Here is a 17,628-nt window from a genome sequence, read left to right on the forward strand (position 1 = left end):
GCCGAATCCCACCGATCACGTGACCTCGCCCGCCAATGCCCAACCGGAACCGAAATCGTGGAAGAACCCGGCAGAGCAGCGGATACCCCCTACCCGTACGGGCCCCAAACCCCAACCCCCTGCCACCGGCAGCCCGCGTTCATCAGGGACCCACCAAGATCGTTGGAGCCCCAACCCACGAACGGGCCCACGAATACTGCTACCTCACGAAGTAACGCTGATCAGAGCCGCCGTCAACAAACCAACCGTTAGGAGAAGCCGACATGAAACACCTGGGCATCCTCGCGCACAGCACGGAAGGCGCGGCGTTGTGCTTCCGAGCTTTCTGTCAGGAGGGGTTCCGCGAGTTGGGCCCCGACGACCATCCGGACGTCACCCTGGACTGCATCGCCATGGCGCGCAGCATGCCGGCGTGGGACGCGGGCGAATACGTCTCGATCAGGAGGACCCTTGCCGAGAGCGCTCGGCGGCTCGCGGGCTCGGGCGCGGACTTCTTCGTGTGCCCCGACAACACGGCCCACATGGCGCTTGCGATGCCTGGTGACGAGTTGGCCCTGCCGGGCCTGCACATCGCCGAAGTGGTAGCCGAGCAAGCCGCGCGGGACGGTCGTCAATGTGTCGGCGTGCTGGGGACCCGATACCTGATGGACAGCCCCGTCTATCCGGGGGTTTTCGCGACTCGCGGGATTGCCGCCGAGGTCCCGGACGCGGACGATCGTCGTATCATCCACGACATCATTTTCGGGGAACTCGTGAACGGTGTGCTGACCGGCAGCTCTCGTGGCGAGTACGTTCGCATCATCGAGAAATTGGCGGAGCGCGGGTGCGATGCGGTCGCCCTCGTGTGTACGGAGATTCCCCTGCTGGTGACGCCGGAAGTCTCCCCGCTTCCCGTTCTCGACTCCACCCGGTTGCTCTCCCGAGCGGCGTTCGAGGTGGCGATGGGATCGCGACCGATGCCCACCTGGCGCGGTGGACCGATCGTCATCTGACCTACCGGTGGTTTGTTGGTTCGGGAGATAGAGGTGCAAGCCCTGGCCTGCTCCCACCGAGTTCATGAGGTCCTGTAACTGGGTGGGGGCGCGTTTGAGGTTTCCCCTTGATCGTGGACACCCTGACACTTGGATCGTTGGGTCCAGGAAGGGAAGTCCACGTGGGACGTCCGTCGAAGTTCACGGATGAGTTCAAGCGCGACGCGGTCGCGTTGTATCGCCTTTCGGGCGGGAGCCGCACGTTCAGCTCGGTGGCGACCGAGTTGGGAGTCAACGCGGAGACGTTGCGGGCCTGGGTGCGCCGGGCCGAGGCGGACGCGGGCGAGCGCGACGACCGGCTGAGCACCGCCGGGCGCGAGGAGCTCGGCCCGCCTGCGCAAGGCCGAACGCGAGTGGCACCAGAAACGCGAGATCCTGCGTCGGGCGGCCGCGTATTTCGCACGGGAGATGAAGTGAGGACCCGCCGCTGGGACTTCGTCTCCACCCATCGCGCCGAGTTCGGCGTCAAGCGGTTGTGTCGGGTCCTGGGTGTGTCCAGGTCCTCGTTCCACGCCCACGAGGCGGGCGCGCCGGCCCGGCGGGCCCGCGCGGCGGCGGACGCGGAACTCACCGAACGCATCCGGGTCGTGCACGCCGCGTCGCACGAAACCTACGGGGTCCCCAGGGTCACCGCGGAATTGCGTGCGGAGGGACACGGGGTGAACCGCAAACGCACTGCCCGGTTGATGCGTGAGGTGGGCATCGTGGGCCGTCACCTGCGGCGACGCGTGCGGACCACCGTGCGTGAGCGGGCCGCCGTGCCGGCGCCGGACCTGGTGGAGCGGGACTTCACCGCGTCCGCCCGGGACGTGAAGTGGGTGGGTGACATCACGTATCTCCCGGTCGGCGACGGGTGGCTCTACCTCGCGACGGTGATCGACCTGCACTCGCGGCGGTTGATCGGCTGGTCGATCGCCGACCACATGCGGGCCTCCTTGGTCGTCGACGCGATCGAGGCGGCGATCCGGATGCGGGGCGGGAGTGTGACCGGGGTGGTCTTCCACTCGGACCGAGGGACCCAATACACGTCTGCGGATTCGCGAAAGCCTGCGAACGGCACGGGATCCGGCGGTCGATGGGGAAGGTCGGATCGAGTTACGACAACGCCGCCGCGGAGAGCTTCTTCGCGACCTGCAAACGCGAAGTCCTCCACGGAGGAGGGTGGTTGACCGAGCATCAGGCACGAATCGACGTCTTCCGCTGGATTGCGTTCTACAACCACCGCAGGCGACACAGCCTTCTGCGCTACGTCAGCCCGGCCGCCTTCGAGGCACAAGCGGCCAAGGCGGATATGGTGTCACTCGCCGCATAGAACCCCGTGTCCACCTTCCGGGGGAAACCTCACATGATCAATCGACAAGATCTTTCAAACCAGCCGGGACGGAGCAACCCGGCACGCGCGGAGCAGCTCGCCATCGTCGTCCTTCGGTTCGTCGTCGCCGGTGCCTCGGAATGGTGCGATCGGAAGCCGGGATGGCGTTCGGGACGGGCGGACTTGATCATGTCTTCGGGGTCACCATGGTGGGTATGACGAGCTGGCTGCGGGTGTGTTGGTGGGGTCTCGCGCTGTCGGGGGCCTGTGTGACGGTGGGTTTGCTGGTGTGGGTGACGGCCGCGCATCCGGAGGGTGCGGCCCAGGCGTGGGGCGTCGTCGGGTCTGCGGTCGGGGTGGTCGCGGTCGGGGTGTCGCTGTGGCAACTGCGCGTGCCGGTCCCGGGTCCCGGGCCGTCGGGTGGTCCGTCGGTGCCGCCCGTCCCGGTTCCGGTGTCCGGTCCGGTGACGGGTATGCGGGGGGCGATCGTGGCAGGGGGCAGCGTGACCAGGTCCTCGACCCGATACACCGGGTCGACGCCTACCGGCGTCCCCGTGGCACCGGCGCCCGGGGGCGGGCCGGGGGTAGCGGGCGGCGACGGGGCGATCGTCGCGGGCGGGAATGTCGACGACTCGCACACCGACCAGCGCCCGTGACCGGGAAGCCGGAGGCCGGGGCGCCGTCGGGCGCCAGCCTCTGCGGGAGCGAGGGCGCGATCGTCGCGGGCGGCGACGTGATCGCGTCGTCGACGCAGTACATCCGCGCCGAGCAGGCGTTCGTCCTGCCCGCGCAGGCGTGCGGGCCGATCCCGCGCGACGCCGCGGCCGGCGGGGTCTCGAACGTGGGGTCCGGCCTGTTCGTCGGCCGCGTGGACGAACTCGCGGCGTTGGAGGCGGCGTTCACCCGGCCCGGTCGGGTCGTCGTGCACGCGGTGCACGGGCTCGGCGGCGTCGGCAAGTCGGCCCTCGCCGCCCAATGGGCGGCCCAGCGGCAGGAGAATCCGCGATGGTGGGTCACCGCCAACAACGCGGCCGGAGTCGACGCGGGGCTGGCCGCGCTCGCGCGGGCCCTGCAACCCGCGCTCGCCGCGCTGCCCGCCGAGTCGCAGACCGAACGCGCGATCCGATGGCTGGCCGAACACGACGGATGGCTGCTGGTCCTGGACAACGTCGAGGACCCCGCCCACATCCGCCCCCTCCTGGACCGGTTGCCCGGCGGCCGGGTCCTGATCACCAGCCGCCGCGCCACCGGCTGGCATCACCACGCCACCGCCATCCGACTCGACACCCTCCGACCCGCCGACGCCTCGACCTGTTCACCCGCGTCCTCACTCACCACGATCCCCGCGACACCACCGGAACGGAGGAGCTGTGCGCGGAACTTGGGCACCTGGCCCTGGCTGTGGAACAGGCCGCGGCGTATTGCGCCGAAACCGGCACCACCGCGCGTACCTACCTCGCCATGCTCAGCCGATGGCCCGCCGCGCTGTTCGCCGCCGGCGCCGAGGGCGACGACTCCGCGCGCACCGTCGCCCGCATCTGGAACCTGACGCTGAACCGTCTGGCCGATACTCCCCTCGCCGGGGACATTCTGCGAATCCTGGCCTGGTACGCCCCCGACGACATCCCACGCGACCTCCTGGACGGTCTCGCCGAACCCCCGAACTCGCCACCGCGATCGGCCGACTCGTCGCCTACAGCATGATCACCGACAATCACGACGGCACCCTGAGCGTCCACCACCTCGTCCAGGCCCTCGCCCGCACCCCCGACCCGCACGATCCCCACCGCAACCCCGATGACGTCGAGCACGCACACAAACAGGCGACAGCTCTCCTCGCATTCACCGCCCCCGACGACATCAACCACCCCGCTGCCTGGCCGCGTTGCCGGAGCCTCGTCCCACACATCGAGACCCTCATCCGCCAGCCCGTCGAGCAGGACACCGCGCACACCGCCCGTGCCTTGGAACTCACCGCCATCTACCGGCTGGGACAGGGCTCGGTGTCCCTCGCCATCCCCGCCTTCCGACGCGTCCTCGCGACCCGCGAACGGCTGCTGGGTCGGGAGCATCCCGCCACGCTGGCCTCTCACGGCCATCTCGCGAACGCGTACGCATCGATGGGCGACCTCACCCGCGCAGTCCCCATTCTCGAACGCACCCTGAGAGCACGGGGGCGGGTACTGGGAGACGATCACCCGCACACAATGGCCACCCGTGGCCACCTCGCCGGGGCGTACGAGTCTGCGGGGACCCGGGCCGCGCGATCCCCCTTCTCGAACGCAACCTGCAGGACAGCAGACGCGTACTGGGCAACGACCACCCCGAGACTCTGACCTGGCGCAACAACCTGGCGGGCGCGTACACGTCGGCCGGCGACCTCAACCGTGCGATCTTCCTCTACGAGCGCACCCTGCGGAAGCGGGAACGCGTACTGGCAGACGACGATCCCGACACGCTGTCCTCGCGCAGCAACCTCGCGGGCGCGTACATCGAGGCAGGCGACGTCGGCCCGTGCGATCCCACTCCACGAGCGCACCCTGCGAGACCGGGAACGGGTGCTGGACGGTGACCACCCACACACGCTGGACTCCGGTTACAACCTCGCAGGGGCGTACGAGTCAACGGGGGATCTGGGTCGGGCGATCCCGCTGTACGAACGCACCCTGAGCGACAGCGAACGCATCCACGGCGGCGACCACCCAAACACGCTCACCTCCAGCGACAACCTCGCAGGCGCTTACGAATCGACCGGCGACCGTGGCCGGGCGATCCTGCTGTACGAACGCACCCTGCGCAGCCGTGTGCGGGTGCTGGGTGGCGGCCACCCGCACACGTTGATCTCGCCGCTACATCATCTGGCGGAACAAGCACGCCGCCGATGAACGCCTACGCAAGATCGTGGCCAGGGCAAACGTCGCCTGACATTCAAGACTGAGCTCGACGTCGCATGTACCAGTCCGTGCTGAAGTCGGCCTGGAGAACCAGTTCGTCCTGCGGGAGGTGGTCGGCGTCGTCCACGAAGACACCACCGAGAACGAGTTCACGATCCGCTTCCGGTACATCGTTGGACCGTGGCACCACCGGGACGTCGATGCGCAGCCACATTTCGTCGGGGAGCCCGTCGAGCGCCCGGCGAAGCTCGCCCACCGTCCACTCCCGGACCTCGTGACGGTACCGCTCCAGCTCCTGATCACCATCCATAAGCGCAGGATATGCCCCAGGCCAAGGCAACCTCTGCCCCATCGCCTGGCTTGCACGGGTGGGGCAAAGGTTGTCTGATGCGGCACTAGCTCTCTGGGGCGGCGTAGCCGCCCACGTAGGAAGGTCGCCTCAGGTACTGAGGGCCGCTTGGGCAGCGCGCTGGCGCACCTTCATACTTCAGTTTGGCACTCGAACCGATCCGTGCGCTTCGTCACCCTCCTCGCCTTCCCAGGCGCCGAGGCCGTTGCAACCGGGGCATGTCCCCGATTCAAGAATAACGTCGCCGCCACTGATTGTGGGGAAGTCCACTTCCCCTGCGCCCTCGCAGGCATCGCAGGCTTCGATGCCTGCCTCGTCGACCGTGCCCTGGCCCTCACACTCGGGGCACTGAACGGACTGATCGAGCGCCCCAACCATCACGGTTTTCTCACCCTGGCAGTCATCGCAGCGGTACCAAAACTCTTCAGTCACGGTGCCTCACCGTAGTGCTCCGACGCGATCCTTGTTCAGAAGTTCGCCTCCGCGCTCCGCCGGCGCGTTCAGATCGACTGGCAGCCTTGGTCCCAGATCGGCAACAGCACTTCTGACAAGAGGACTTGAGACCTGCGGCTCGTATTCAATCTGCTTCCATGACGACCCTTGCCGGTGAGTGGTACCAGAGCGGCCTTGTCTGGGTAGTTGAACCGCTCCGAGTTTGATCGAGACTCTCGTTCTTCAGAGAATCGGACGAATCGTGCCGAAGCAATATCCAAGGGACCTCAAGGAGCGGGCCGTGCGCCTGGTGCTGGAGTCCCGTGATCAGTACAAGTCCGAGCACGCGGCGATCCGATCGATCGCCGCCAAGCTCGATGTGGGACCCGAGTCGCTTCGCCATTGGGTGCGTCAGGCGGAGGTCGACGCCGGTCACCGACCCGGGACCACGACGGAGGAATCCGCGCAACTCAAGGCGTTGAAAAAGGAGAACGCCGAACTCAAGCGCGCGAACGAAATCCTCAAGGCGGCGGCGTTCTTCGCGGCCGAGCTCGACCGGCCACACACGCGCTCGTAGCGTTCGTCGACGAGCACCGGGGCCGCTTCGGCGGAGTCGAACCGATCTGCACCGTGCTCACCGCACACGACTGCGGCATCCACCCGAGCACCTATCACGCATACAAGACGCGCACTCCCTCGGCACGATCCGTTCGCGGCGCGGAACCGACCGCCCTGATCGCGACCGTCCACGAAACCAACCACGGCGTTTACGGCGTTCGCAAGGTCTGGGCCGAGTTGAAGCGCCGCGGCCACACCGACGTCGCCCGCTGCACCTTCGCCCGACTGATGAAGAACGCCGGGCTCTCCGGCGCCGTCCGCGGCCGGAAGGTCTGCGCCACCGAACCGGACCCGACCGCCACGCGGGCGCCGGACCTGTTGCGACGCGACTTCGTCGCGACGGAGCCGAACCGCGTGTGGGTGGCCGACTTCCCCCACGTCGCCGCATGGGCCGGCACCGTCTACGTCGCGTTCGTCGTGGACACCTTCTCCCGCCGCGTCGTCGGCTGGTCGGCCGCCGGCAACAAGCGGACCGACCTCGTACTCTCCGCGTTCGAAATGGGCCTGTGGCAGCGCGACCGCACGCAACACCCCATCCTGCACGCAGAGTTGATCCATCACAGCGACGCCGGCTCGCAATATACCTCGTTCCGCCTCGCCGCCCACCTCGCGCGCGCAAGGGCACCGCCGGATCCATCGGCACCGTCGGCGACGCCCTCGACAACGCCCTGATGGAATCCACCATCGGCCTCTACAAGACCGAGTCGATCAAACCCCGAGGCCCGTGGCACACCCCGGCCGCCGTCGAACTCGCCACCGCCGAGTGGATCGACTGGTACAACCACACCCGCCTCCCACGGTGAGATCTGCGGCGCAGCGGCTGGCCGGGGAATAGCCGCCCGACTCGTCAACCGCCGACGTGCGCATCACGGGAAACCCACAGATCCCCGAGCGTCAGCCTGCCGCCGACGGTGAGATCCTGCCGGGCATCGACGTTGCCCGCGACGTCGAGCGTGCCACCCACGGTCTCGTTACCGGTGACGGCAAGCAGTTCACCGGCCGGTTCACCAAGCCCGTCCCCGCCGAGGTCATGTTCGAACGCGTCTGCCGGGAGAACGGCATCACCGCCCGCCTCACCAGGCCCCGTTCACCGACGACGACGGGGAAGATCGAGAGGTTTCACAAGTCGTTGCGACGCGAACTCCTGGACCACGTCGAACCGTTCGCCGACCAGAACGCGGCCCAGGCCGCGATCGACGCATCGGTCCACGCCTACAATCACTCGCGCCTTCATCAGTCCCTGAACATGGCCTCCCCATCGCAGGTCTTTCCCCCCGCACCCGCATCGACGGCCCCGGTCGCCCTTCCGGAACAGCGCTCGGACTCTGCCGGGTTCGAAGTGCCGCCGCACCGCCTCGCGGCGGAACTACCCTCGCCGCTGGCCCCGGTGGGTGACGGCCAAGTGCCCGCGGTCGAGTTCCAGGCACGAATCTCGCCGATCGGCCGACTCTGCCTGCCCGGGAACCAGCAGGTGAAAGGCACACCGGCGCCGGCCCGGGATCGTGGTCGCCGTACATGTGGGCGTCGAGCCACGCCTGCTCGTGATCCCGGCGGGGCCGGTGGTGCTCGGGTTCCTCGGCGACCCGGGCGACCGGGACACGGTGGCTGTCGAGCGGACCGGACGAAGCGGCGCAACGTGTCGGCGGCGTGTCGGCCATCCCCGCGGTCGCCGCCCCGGCCAGCGCGGTCGAGGAGGGGATCGCGGCCGGCGCCACCTGTCGAGCCCACCCACACGGTGGCGCATACGAGTACGTCAACCTTTGATCCTCGGGGCGGATGCCGGCGTGGGGACATCCGTCCTGCCGTGAGCGACCCGCAGCCCGGCTGCCGATCTGTTGGGCTGTCGGAATCTCGGATCAGTCGGTCGGGGTCGCCCGCCGGAAGCGTCGGAAGGCCCAGGGGTCGTGGGCGGAGAAGACCTCCACCTCGTCGCCGTGGTCGCGCAGGAGTTCGCGCAGGCGGGCGTGGTTTCCGATGCGCAGTGGTCGGTCGATCTCGGTGATTTCCTCGAGCATTTCCCACAGGGGGATGGACCAGCGGTTGGTCGGGTCGATCTGTCCCTGGTGGTAGTAGGCGTCGCCCGCGTGCATGAGCCAGCGGTCGGCGTCGCGGACCGCGACGGCGCAGTGGCCTCGGGTGTGTCCGGCGAGCGGGATCAGCATGATCTCCGATGGCAGTCCTTCGAGTTCGAGGGCGTCGAAGCCGAACCAGGTGTTTCCCTTCGTCGAGGCGTACGGGTTCCAGTGTGGGTGGTGGGCCCAGTGCGCCGGGCGGTATCGCAGCGTGTGCTCGGGGTGGGGGTCGGAGGGGGCCATGGCGGCGCGGAGTTCGGCCTCGTGGACGTGGACCGTGGCCTGTGGGAAGTCCGAGAGACCGCCGGAGTGGTCGAGGTCGAGGTGGGTGAGGACGATGTGGCGTACGTCGTCGGGAGAGTGACCCAGCTGCTTTATCTGGTGCAGGGCCGTCTCCTCCGTCGCGAGGACGGCCTGGGTGCGATCGAGGAAGGTCTGGCCGAGGGTGCCTTCGCGGCGCAGGACGTCCTGTGTGCCGAAGCCCGACTCGATCAGGACGAGGCCCGCTTGGTCCGTCTCGACGAGCAGGCAGTGGTTCAGGGCCCGCGTCGGGGTCAGGGGCGGGTTGCCGGCGCCTCCGGGGTCGATCTCGCGCATCGATCCGCAGTTGAGGTGGTGGATCTTCACGGGGGCGCGCTCCTTGGATAGCGAACGATCGTTTGTATTTGGCGAACGATCGGTACGTTAAGCTTCTCTCATGAGTCCGCGCAAGTCCGCCGTCGAAGCTGCCGCAACCCGCACCCGGATCATCGAGCGGGCGTTCGCGCTCGCCGGTGACGAGGGTCTCGAAGGTGTGACCATCGGCCGGCTGGCCACCGATCTCGGGATGAGCAAGGCAGGGGTCATCCGCCACTTCGGGTCCAAGGAGGGACTGCAACTCGCCACCATCGACGCCGCAGTGGAGAAGTTCCGCGCCCGCGTGCCCGCTCGGCTCGTCGGTGCCGAACCCGGAACCCGGCGCCTGGAAAGGGCCTTCGGTGAATGGATCGCCTACATGGCGGACGCGGAAGGCCACGGCGGGTGTTTCCTCACATCCGTCGCCGTCGAGTTCGACGGCCGCCCCGGCCCCGTGCGCGATGCCATCCACGCCGCCCTCTCGCGTTGGGCGACATACGTCGTCGGTGAACTGCGGGCGGCCGTCGAGGCGGAAGAGCTACCCACCGGCACCGACATCGATCAACTGGCCTTCGAGCTCAACGGCATCGCTCTTGCCGCCCACCAAGCCATCCGGATGTTCGAGGATCCGAACGCCCCGGCACGCGCCCGTCGTGCCGTCCGCCGGCTCGTGCGTCCGTGACCGTCGTCGCCGTCGAGGAAGCGGGCGAACGCGGTTCGACATCGGGCGGTGGGTCCGCGACGATCCGCCAACCTGCCGACACGCTTCGGCGCGGTCGATTGCCTCACGATCCGGTGCACCGTGACGACGTCGAAGGTGGGTGACGGCGGCGACCGCACGCAGGAGGCGTATTGCCCGTCGGATTCCGAGGCGAGAATGCGGGCCTGCCGGCGACGCCCTCCACCGCCGCATCGCCCGCTACGAGCGGCGGCACGTCCGCCACATCGTTGGCGAGACCGTCGACCACGACCGACGGCGCGAACACCACCGCTCAGGACAACGACGCGGACAAGAACCCGTGGGTGCTTCCGGTCGTCATGCTGGGCGTCATCGCGCTCATCGTCGTCTTCGTGCTCCGGCACCGCCGCCAAGCAGACACCGGCCGAGGCGGCAGCGGCGACGCCGCTAGACCCGGTACCGTCCTCACGGCCGGAGGCCGGTGGCGAGGGTCCGTTGCCCCATGCAAGGAGGAATCGGCCCTCGCGCACATGTGGATACCCACGTCGGCCGACGCCGCCCTCCTCGCCCGTATCCCACAAGATCGCCCGTCCGACGGCCGGACGGGGCGAGGAGATCGGCGGAGTCGTCGTCCGGAAGCGGCTGCACCTGCCGGATCGAACAGAAAACGGTGGCGCCGGAGCTCTCGATGATCAACATCCTTGTGCAATGGCGTTACCGGATTCGGGGGCGCAGGGCTTGTTCGAGGGTCTCTCTGCTCCGGAAGTGGCGGGCGGTCCAGCCTGCGGCGCGTGCTGCGTCGATGTTGGCTGCACTGTCGTCGATGAAGAGGATGTCGCCCGGGTAGGCGCCCAGTCGTTTCGCGGCGGCGGCGAAGGCGACCAGGGCGGGCTTTCGGTGGCCGAGGCGGTGGCTGAACAGCAGGTGGTCGAAGCAGTCGAACATCGTGGGGTACAGCCGAAGCAGCGCCTCCTGCTCCAGCGGGCCGTTGTTGGTGAACAGCGCCAATGTTCGGGAGCCGCGGTGGCGTTCCAGTGTCTCCCGAACGGCGTAGTCGGGCCGGAAGGCGCTGCACCAGGCAGCGTCGAGGTCATCGTCGCTGCCGGTGAAGCCGGTGACAGCCCGAATACGGTCCCGAATCCGCGCCGCGTGTCGGTACTTGCCCGAATCGCAGTCGGTGCTGAACCCGGACCGCCACAGCAACACGTCGATTCGATCTGCGGGGAGCGCAAAGACATCGGCCAGGCGTTGCAGGCGATGGGCGTGGTCGAAGTGGAACAGCACGCCGCCGAGGTCGACGACCAGGTATTGATGATTCACGTGGTGACCTCCCGCGCCGCGGCTCGGATTTCGTCGAGCAGGACGGTCAGGTCGTCCTTCGTGGTGCCGGGGTGGAGGACGCAGGCGCGCAGGGCCGCGGCACCCGAGATCCGCGTGCCGGTGAGGAAGGCGTGCCCACGGCGCTGCACGGCGGCCGGGATCGCCTCGTTCAGTGCTTCCGTGCGGTCTGTGTCGAGGCCCGGAGGGCGGTGGCGGAACGCGGTGATGGATGTGACCGCCGGGGCGAGCAGTTCGAAGTCGTCGGAAGCTTCGATCGACTCGGCGAGCGTGTGCGCGAGCCTGGTGGTGCGCTGTACCAGGTGAGTGATGCCGTCCCGGCCGAGGTGGGCGATCGTGGCCCACACGCGCAGCGCGCGGAACGGGCGGGTCTGTTCGGGGCCGTACTCGGAGAACCAGCCCAGTTCGCCGGCGTCCTCGTCGCGCAGGTAGGGGGGCACCAGGCTGAAGGCCTCGCGCGGGCCGGCCGGTTCACGGAAGAGGATGCAGCCGGCATCGATGGGGACGCCGAGCCACTTGTGCGGGTCCAGAGCCAGAGAGTCCGCCCGTTCCAGTCCGGCATAGCCGGGGGCGGCGTCGTCGGCGAGGATGCCGAGCGCGCCGTATGCGCCGTCGATGTGGAACCACAGTCCGTGCTCGCGGGCGATCGCGGCGATGCCGTCCAGAGGGTCGACGGCTCCGGTGTTGACCGTTCCCGCGCTGGCGGCGACGAAGAACGGCCGCACCCCCGCTCGCTGGTCGGTAGCGATCAGACGTCGCAGCTCGCCGGTGTTCATGCGGAAAGCCGAGTCGACCGGGACGGTGCGGAGGTACCGGGTGCCCAGGCCGAGAAGTTCCGCCGCTTTGCGCAGGCAGCTGTGCGCCTCGGCGGACACGTAGAGCGCCATCGGGCGATGCCCGTACAGGCCGGTCTCGCGCACGTCGTGGCCCTGCTCGCGGAACGCCTGGTGGCGGGCCGTGGCCAGTGCCGCGATGGTGGCCATGGAGGCTCCGCTGGTCAGCAGCCCGGCCCCCGGGGGGTGGGGGAATCCCACCAGCTCCGCCAGCCACCGCACGGCGGTGCGCTCCAGCAGAACGCCGGTGTGGTCTCCACCCGCGCAGCTGGGGTTCATGGCCGCCGCCAGGGTTGCCACCAGGACGCCGGCGGGAGACGGCGGGGAATTGACCCAGCCGAAGAACCGGGGATGCCCGTTGCCCATGGGATAGGGCAGGATCCGGTCGCGCACCTCGTCCAGGAGGTCGGCCAACGGGCGGCCGTCGGCGGGCAGTGGCTGGCGGGTGAGCCACGTGTGGTCCGCCTCGGACACCGGCCGCCACACCGGCCCTGCGGCCACGCCCGTCAGGTAATCGGCCGCGAGCTCCGCCGCCGAACGGGCTGCTTGCCGCAGGTCATGCATCGTGTCCTCCCGACAGGCGGTGGAGCTGGACTGCCGGGGCCAGTGCCATGGCCAGGTAGTACACGCATGCTTCGGCAAGGTCGTTGGCGAAGGCATGCCGGCGGTTGCCGGGGAAATAGGCCGCGTCCCCGGCCCGAAGTCGATGGGTCACACCGTCGATGGTCAGGCGTAGACACCCTTGTTCCACTGCCACGTACTCGTGCGATCCCGGCGCGTGTGGGGAGAACTCTCCTGCGTCCACGCCCGGTTCCAGGGTGGTGCGCATGAACTCGAATTCGACACCCGGCAGGACCGGGGAAAGGATACGCCGTTCCCACCCGGCCGGGTCCCGTACCACGTGCTGCCGGTCACCGGTCAGAACCACGACGCCTGGGCGCGCCGGTTCGTCCAGCAGTCGAGCAATCGAGGTGCCCAGTGCGGTCGCCAGGCGGTCGAGAACCAGCACGCTTGGCGTCTTCGCGCCGCGTTCCACCTCGGACACCATGCTCTGGCTCACGCCGCTCAGCGTGGCAAGCCGTGCCAAAGTGATGCTCCGGGCCCGTCGCTCGCCTCGGATCCTGGCCCCCAGCTCGGCAATGGACAGGCCGCTGGAGAAGGCGTTGCCGTCACTCATGTTCTCCACTATAGCGAATGCCATCCATTATCGAGTGGATCGGGCATCGCGGTGACCACCGCCCGGGTGGGATGGTTGGCGTCAAGACCCGCAAAGGGCGACGCGGCTCGATCCAGAGACGGGGATCCCGATGGAACCCTTCCGGGTGGACGCGGTCGAGTGGCCGATTCCGCGACGGCCGTGCCGCAAGGACCTTGCCGGTACTCGTGCAGATCGTCTGCCGCGATACGTCGGCTCCGTAGACCCTGGGCGAGGTGGGCTTGAACCTCGCCGGCCGTCAGGCCCTGCACTTCACCACTGTTCCGCCCTCCAACGGCGCGAACCCCGCCCGAAGATCACCGGACGGTCTTCGATGCGGCCGGCAGTACCGGAGAACCGGCGTCGCACTCGTGCAGAGAGGATGACCTTCCTGACGAAGCCTGCGCCATCGACGATCGGGACTCCGTCGTTCCAAGTCTCCATTGCGGGCTCGTTGATCACGTTGAGAGGCTGCCATGACGCTGCCACCACCAGCGTCGACCGCACAGGATCGAAGGGCGGGCCCGTGAAGACCGCTGCCGGCGGCCCACCGGCCGACCACAGTCGCCACGCGCCACCTGTGAGCAGGCAAAACGTCGAAGTTCTGCTGGAGTACTAGGATCCTGGTTGTGAGTGACGAGCCTTTGCGCCTTACGGTTTTGGGTTCCGCGACGCCCTATCCGACCGTGGACAATCCCTGCTCGGGCTACCTGGTGTCGGGCGACGGTACCCGGATCTGGGTGGACGCGGGAAGCGGGACGTTGGGTCCGCTACAGCGACACGTACGTCTGGACGAACTCGACGCGATCTGGATCTCCCATCTGCACGCCGATCACAGCGCGGACCTGCTCACCGCCTACTACGGAGCGCTGTACGCGGATATTCGCCTGGCGGCCCCGATTCCCCTCTACGGTCCGCCGGGGATCGCCGACCGACTCGCCGCCTTTCTCACCCACACGCCGGATCGCAGTCCGATCGAATCCGCCTTCGCAGTCTCCGAGTTGCACGACGGCCACCAAGTGACCATCGGCTCCCTGCAGTTGACCACCCGAGAGGTGGCACACGACGTCGCGGCGTTCGCAGTGCGCATCGAGACGGCCGGCGGGTCATTGGTGTATTCCGGGGATTCCGCGCCGTGTTCGAGCCTGACGGATCTGGCAACGAGGTGCGACGTCCTGCTGTGTGAGGCCGATAGTGCACATACAGTGACCGATGGTCGGCCGGTGCATCACACGCCGGAGGACGCCGGAGACACCGCCGGCGCGGCCGCCGCGAGCCGCTTGATCGTCACGCATGTCGGCCGCTTCCTCACTCCACACCAGGCGGTGGCACGTGCATCGGCCCGGTTCGACGGGCCCGTAGAGTACGCCGCCCCCGGGGCCACCTTCACGATCGGTTCGTCCACGCCCACCACGGCGCGCTCGACGGGATGACCGCGTAAGGGGTATTCGGACCAGGGCGTCACGGCAAGTGCGACACGGCCGGCCGAGCCCGGCCACGGGCGAACGCGAAGGCGGACGCCTTTCGAACGTGCGCTGCACCCGGTACGGGACAGAATCCAGCCTGCTTTCCCACCAGGAAAGTCAAGGGCCGACGCGAGTGATCCGGTCCTGCGACCTCGGAGGGCGATGATGGGGGTTCCATCATGACCGACACCGCTCCGGAGCAGGCCCGCGCCGCGCTGGACGCCGTCGACCGTGCCCAGCGCCACGTGGCCGACGAAGTCGGCCTGCCCCGCGGCTACTGGTGGGCGATGGCCGCCGCCTGGATCGTGCTGGGCGTGCTCGGCAGCGTATGGCCGTGGCTGGGCGGAATCGCAGCCGCGGCCTTCGGCACCGGTCACGCGATCGTCGCGACGCGCCTGCTCGGCGGGCGCCGACGCACCGGCCGAGTGCAGGTGAGCACGGCCGTCGCCGGGCGCCGCACCCCACTGGTGGTAATCGGCATGCTGGTCGTGCTCGTCGGCGCCACCATCGCCGCCGCGCTCGCACTGGACGCCGACGGCGCGGAGCACGCCGGCATCTGGGCTGCGGTGCTGGTCGCCGCCGTCGTCGGCTTCGGCGGTCCGGACATTCTGAGCGTTCTGCGCCGGTGGGCACGGGCATGACGGCGCCGCGGTTCGACGAACTGATCCACCCCAGCACCCGGTTGACGCTGGTGGCGACGCTGGCCGCCGCCGACTGGGCGGAGTTCGCCTACCTCAAAGACCGACTGGGGCTCTCCGAATCGGCGCTGTCCAAGCAACTCGCCACCCTCGAAGAGGCCGGGTACGTAACCACCGAGCGCCGCCTCAGCAGCGGTCGCCGCAAGGTGCGGGCCCGCCTGACCGATGCCGGCCGGAACGCCTTCGACGGGCATGTCGCGGCGCTGCAGGCCATCGTCGCCGGCGCCACAAGGCCCACCGAGAGTCCCGCCACCCGCTCCTGACGCGTGCACGGCCGCGTAGCCGGCGCACCACGCACCCGGCGCACGCCCCGTCGAACGGCTCCGGGCGTACGCGTACCCGAGTCCGGCGGCCGTGCACAGGGCGTACGCCGCGACATGTCACGCAAGTGCCGACGGCGCAGCCTGTAATCACCGACCCGAACCGCCTCCGAAACTCGGGTTCCGGCTTCTCGGCGCGACGACAAGCGCGACCGACGGCACCGATCGGCGGCGCCCGCTCGGCTCGTTCGGGTCGGTGACGCCTCGTGGCTGGGGGTCGACTCGACTTTGCAGGTCGGCGCGGGCACATGGTGGTCATATGCGGCCGCGCCGGCCTGCCGTTGCTGCGCTCCGCGGGTCCACGGTGTGGGTTCGCGACGCGCGGGTCGCGCGCTACGCCAGGTAGCCACCGTCGACGTCGAGGACCGCGCCGTTGACCAATGAGACGGCGGGGTTCGCGAGGAGGACGACGGCCGCCGCGATCTCCTCCGGTCGGCCGTACCGGCCCATCGGATTCGCGGCGCGTCGGGCGTTCGCGCTCTCGCCGTCCGACGGGTTCATGTCGGTGTCGACGGCACCCGGCTGGACCACATTGACGGTGATGTTCCGGCGCCCGAGGTCGCGTGCCGCTCCTTTGCCGTACCCCACGATCGCCGCCTTGGTCGCCGCGTAGTCGGCCACCCCCAGGAATCCGGATCGGGCGCCGAGGACCGAGCCGACGGTGATGATCCTGTCCCCTTCGCCCAGCACCACTGACGCGGCTCAGAACCCTGTGACCAGCACAACCACGATCCGGGCCTTGAGAGAATGGTTGACCGGCCCTTTCCTGGGCAGTTGCCGCGGCCCACAAGAGCACCCGGACGGATGGCCCGTACAGGGCCAGGCGCGAGAAGGAAACCTGGTGGGCGCGGCACCGGGTCCTCGGGGAAGAACGACCCGATGCCGCGCCTCACGCGTCACCGGCGGGCCACGGGATCATGTCGCCTGTCCGCGCGGGGGCCTCGGTCGCGTCTGAGCCGGCAATGGTAAGGCGCGCCGGCATGCCGTAGCCCCGTTGGATAGGCCGACGTGTACGCGGCCGGCCTCCCCGACGTCACGGTGCCGCTGGGTGGCGATCGCGCCCTACGTCCCTCCTGCGGCGGTAGGCGGAGGGCACGGGCTGATATCCGGGTGCGCTACCAACCGGCCTTTGCGGCGGTGTATGCCGGGCGGCAGCCGGTGTCGGGGGAATCGACGGAGAGCGCCTGCATGGCGTTCTGCCAGATCTTCTTGATCACGGGCTCCAGTTCCCTGGTCGCGGTGGGGAGGTTGGGCACGTTCTTCTTTGCCACTGCGATGGTCGCGGTGGTGAACTTGTTGCACACCGGGCCGGCGGCGGCCAGGTAGCGTGCGTCCAGGTCCTTCGCCACGGCCGCGCCGTGATTGGTGAACCAGGTGTTCAACGCCGAGCACGCGGCCTCGGTGAACTTCTGCTGTTCGGCTTCGCTCAAGCTGCCGGCCCCGTTCAGCAAAGCGTTCTTGACTTCGCTGGGGACCGTGTAGTGCACGACGGGGAACTTGTCGAACGTCTTGGTCACGGTCTCGACACACGCGGAAGGCACCGCGTCTGCCTGAGTGGCGGAGGCGCCGGTCATCAGAACGGAGGTGAACATCACCGCTGCGGTGAGAACGGCGCGCTGGACGGTACAGAACTTGGACATGTTGGCAGATGCTCCTTGACGAGGGTAATGCAGGCATGGGTGCCGGGCGGCACGGCCGGCCGCCCGCCTATGGAACGAGTGCACCCTGGAAAGGACACGTGTCCGGCGGCAGGAGCCCGCCGTCCTGCTCGTCCGG

The 17,628-nt window shown here is 68.8% G+C and carries 21 protein-coding genes and 3 pseudogenes; 16 read left to right on the forward strand and 8 right to left on the reverse strand.

Annotation, left to right across the window (positions count from 1 at the left end; translation table 11 throughout):
* The first annotated feature begins 347 nt into the window (after positions 1-347).
* The 8 genes and pseudogenes from ACZOOI_RS30750 to ACZOOI_RS30785 form a co-directional block, all read left to right on the forward strand.
* A complete protein-coding gene (locus ACZOOI_RS30750) occupies positions 348-992 on the forward strand; it encodes an aspartate/glutamate racemase family protein (RefSeq protein WP_465282836.1) in 645 nt (214 codons plus the stop codon).
* 161 nt (positions 993-1,153) lie between these two features.
* Positions 1,154-2,343, forward strand: a protein-coding gene (locus ACZOOI_RS30755) for an IS3 family transposase (RefSeq protein WP_465282837.1) whose coding sequence is annotated in 2 segments (ribosomal slippage) — positions 1,154-2,066 and positions 2,066-2,343 — 1,191 coding nt in all. Because the reading frame shifts where the segments join, the coding sequence is not laid out codon by codon here.
* 215 nt (positions 2,344-2,558) lie between these two features.
* Complete coding sequence (locus tag ACZOOI_RS30760) at positions 2,559-2,999, forward strand: hypothetical protein (protein ID WP_465282838.1); 441 nt, start codon at positions 2,559-2,561, stop codon at positions 2,997-2,999.
* Positions 2,996-3,892, forward strand: a complete 897-nt coding sequence (locus ACZOOI_RS30765) for an AAA family ATPase (protein ID WP_465282839.1) — start codon at positions 2,996-2,998, stop codon at positions 3,890-3,892. The genes ACZOOI_RS30760 and ACZOOI_RS30765 overlap by 4 nt, the downstream gene beginning before the upstream one ends.
* A 151-nt stretch (positions 3,893-4,043) precedes the next feature.
* Positions 4,044-4,679: a tetratricopeptide repeat protein gene (locus ACZOOI_RS30770; protein ID WP_465282840.1), complete on the forward strand. Its 636-nt coding sequence runs from the start codon at positions 4,044-4,046 to the stop codon at positions 4,677-4,679.
* Positions 4,610-4,915, forward strand: a complete 306-nt coding sequence (locus ACZOOI_RS30775) for a tetratricopeptide repeat protein (protein WP_465284181.1) — start codon at positions 4,610-4,612, stop codon at positions 4,913-4,915. Before ACZOOI_RS30770 ends, ACZOOI_RS30775 begins: the two co-directional genes overlap by 70 nt.
* Positions 4,884-5,165 (forward strand): annotated as a pseudogene (locus tag ACZOOI_RS30780) (tetratricopeptide repeat protein); the annotation flags it as partial. The gene ACZOOI_RS30775 and the pseudogene ACZOOI_RS30780, both read left to right, overlap by 32 nt.
* 22 nt (positions 5,166-5,187) lie before the next feature.
* Positions 5,188-5,268: pseudogene (locus tag ACZOOI_RS30785) on the forward strand (transposase); the annotation flags it as partial.
* 3 nt (positions 5,269-5,271) lie between these two features.
* Here the strand turns inward: ACZOOI_RS30785 and ACZOOI_RS30790 are convergent.
* Together ACZOOI_RS30790 and ACZOOI_RS30795 are read right to left on the reverse strand one after the other, a co-directional pair.
* Positions 5,272-5,547: a DUF6225 family protein gene (locus ACZOOI_RS30790; RefSeq protein ID WP_465282841.1), complete on the reverse strand. Its 276-nt coding sequence runs from the start codon at positions 5,545-5,547 to the stop codon at positions 5,272-5,274.
* Between the two features lie 177 nt (positions 5,548-5,724).
* The gene (locus ACZOOI_RS30795) at positions 5,725-6,018 is read right to left on the reverse strand and encodes a hypothetical protein (protein ID WP_465282842.1); all 294 of its coding nucleotides are present in this window, start codon (positions 6,016-6,018) and stop codon (positions 5,725-5,727) included.
* Positions 6,019-6,280: 262 nt separating this feature from the next.
* On the opposite strand from ACZOOI_RS30795, the gene ACZOOI_RS30800 reads away from it, so the two are divergent.
* The 4 genes and pseudogenes from ACZOOI_RS30800 to ACZOOI_RS30815 form a co-directional block, all read left to right on the forward strand.
* A complete protein-coding gene (locus tag ACZOOI_RS30800) occupies positions 6,281-6,595 on the forward strand; it encodes a transposase (RefSeq protein ID WP_465284182.1) in 315 nt (104 codons plus the stop codon).
* Complete coding sequence (locus tag ACZOOI_RS30805) at positions 6,478-7,308, forward strand: IS3 family transposase (RefSeq protein WP_465284183.1); 831 nt, start codon at positions 6,478-6,480, stop codon at positions 7,306-7,308. The genes ACZOOI_RS30800 and ACZOOI_RS30805 overlap by 118 nt, the downstream gene beginning before the upstream one ends.
* On the forward strand, positions 7,308-7,439 hold the full coding sequence (locus ACZOOI_RS30810) for an integrase core domain-containing protein (RefSeq protein WP_465282843.1): 132 nt from the start codon (positions 7,308-7,310) through the stop codon (positions 7,437-7,439). Before ACZOOI_RS30805 ends, ACZOOI_RS30810 begins: the two co-directional genes overlap by 1 nt.
* A 227-nt stretch (positions 7,440-7,666) precedes the next feature.
* Positions 7,667-7,882 (forward strand): annotated as a pseudogene (locus tag ACZOOI_RS30815) (integrase core domain-containing protein); the annotation flags it as partial.
* A gap of 610 nt (positions 7,883-8,492) precedes the next feature.
* On the opposite strand, the gene ACZOOI_RS30820 reads toward ACZOOI_RS30815, so the two are convergent.
* Positions 8,493-9,335, reverse strand: a complete 843-nt coding sequence (locus tag ACZOOI_RS30820) for an MBL fold metallo-hydrolase (RefSeq protein WP_465282844.1) — start codon at positions 9,333-9,335, stop codon at positions 8,493-8,495.
* Positions 9,336-9,405: 70 nt separating this feature from the next.
* Between ACZOOI_RS30820 and ACZOOI_RS30825 the strand changes: the two genes are divergently transcribed.
* On the forward strand, positions 9,406-10,005 hold the full coding sequence (locus tag ACZOOI_RS30825; protein WP_465282845.1) for a TetR/AcrR family transcriptional regulator: 600 nt from the start codon (positions 9,406-9,408) through the stop codon (positions 10,003-10,005).
* Between the two features lie 711 nt (positions 10,006-10,716).
* Here ACZOOI_RS30825 and ACZOOI_RS30830 read toward each other — a convergent pair.
* From ACZOOI_RS30830 to ACZOOI_RS30840, 3 genes are read right to left on the reverse strand one after another with little or no spacing between them, the layout of a single operon-like run.
* Positions 10,717-11,322: an HAD-IA family hydrolase gene (locus ACZOOI_RS30830; RefSeq protein WP_465282846.1), complete on the reverse strand. Its 606-nt coding sequence runs from the start codon at positions 11,320-11,322 to the stop codon at positions 10,717-10,719.
* Positions 11,319-12,737 carry a pyridoxal phosphate-dependent decarboxylase family protein gene (locus ACZOOI_RS30835; protein WP_465282847.1) on the reverse strand — a complete coding sequence of 473 codons (1,419 nt, stop codon included), beginning with the start codon at positions 12,735-12,737 and terminating at the stop codon, positions 11,319-11,321. Before ACZOOI_RS30835 ends, ACZOOI_RS30830 begins: the two co-directional genes overlap by 4 nt.
* The gene (locus ACZOOI_RS30840) at positions 12,730-13,350 is read right to left on the reverse strand and encodes a helix-turn-helix domain-containing protein (RefSeq protein WP_465282848.1); all 621 of its coding nucleotides are present in this window, start codon (positions 13,348-13,350) and stop codon (positions 12,730-12,732) included. The genes ACZOOI_RS30835 and ACZOOI_RS30840 overlap by 8 nt, the downstream gene beginning before the upstream one ends.
* Before the next feature lie 647 nt (positions 13,351-13,997).
* Here ACZOOI_RS30840 and ACZOOI_RS30845 point away from each other — a divergent pair.
* The 3 genes from ACZOOI_RS30845 to ACZOOI_RS30855 all read left to right on the forward strand — a co-directional run bounded on the left by ACZOOI_RS30845 (position 13,998) and on the right by ACZOOI_RS30855 (position 15,795).
* Positions 13,998-14,801 carry an MBL fold metallo-hydrolase gene (locus tag ACZOOI_RS30845; RefSeq protein WP_465282849.1) on the forward strand — a complete coding sequence of 268 codons (804 nt, stop codon included), beginning with the start codon at positions 13,998-14,000 and terminating at the stop codon, positions 14,799-14,801.
* 212 nt (positions 14,802-15,013) lie between these two features.
* Positions 15,014-15,475: a hypothetical protein gene (locus tag ACZOOI_RS30850; protein WP_465282850.1), complete on the forward strand. Its 462-nt coding sequence runs from the start codon at positions 15,014-15,016 to the stop codon at positions 15,473-15,475.
* Entirely contained in the window at positions 15,472-15,795 is a 324-nt protein-coding gene (locus ACZOOI_RS30855; protein ID WP_465282851.1) for a transcriptional regulator, read from the forward strand. The genes ACZOOI_RS30850 and ACZOOI_RS30855 overlap by 4 nt, the downstream gene beginning before the upstream one ends.
* A 390-nt stretch (positions 15,796-16,185) precedes the next feature.
* Here the strand turns inward: ACZOOI_RS30855 and ACZOOI_RS30860 are convergent, their stop codons facing one another.
* Both ACZOOI_RS30860 and ACZOOI_RS30865 read right to left on the reverse strand, forming a co-directional pair.
* Positions 16,186-16,545 carry an SDR family NAD(P)-dependent oxidoreductase gene (locus ACZOOI_RS30860; RefSeq protein WP_465282852.1) on the reverse strand — a complete coding sequence of 120 codons (360 nt, stop codon included), beginning with the start codon at positions 16,543-16,545 and terminating at the stop codon, positions 16,186-16,188.
* A 422-nt stretch (positions 16,546-16,967) separates the two neighbouring features.
* Positions 16,968-17,492: a hypothetical protein gene (locus ACZOOI_RS30865; RefSeq protein WP_465282853.1), complete on the reverse strand. Its 525-nt coding sequence runs from the start codon at positions 17,490-17,492 to the stop codon at positions 16,968-16,970.
* Positions 17,493-17,628 lie beyond the last annotated feature (136 nt).

This window comes from Embleya sp. L77 (assembly GCF_055557415.1).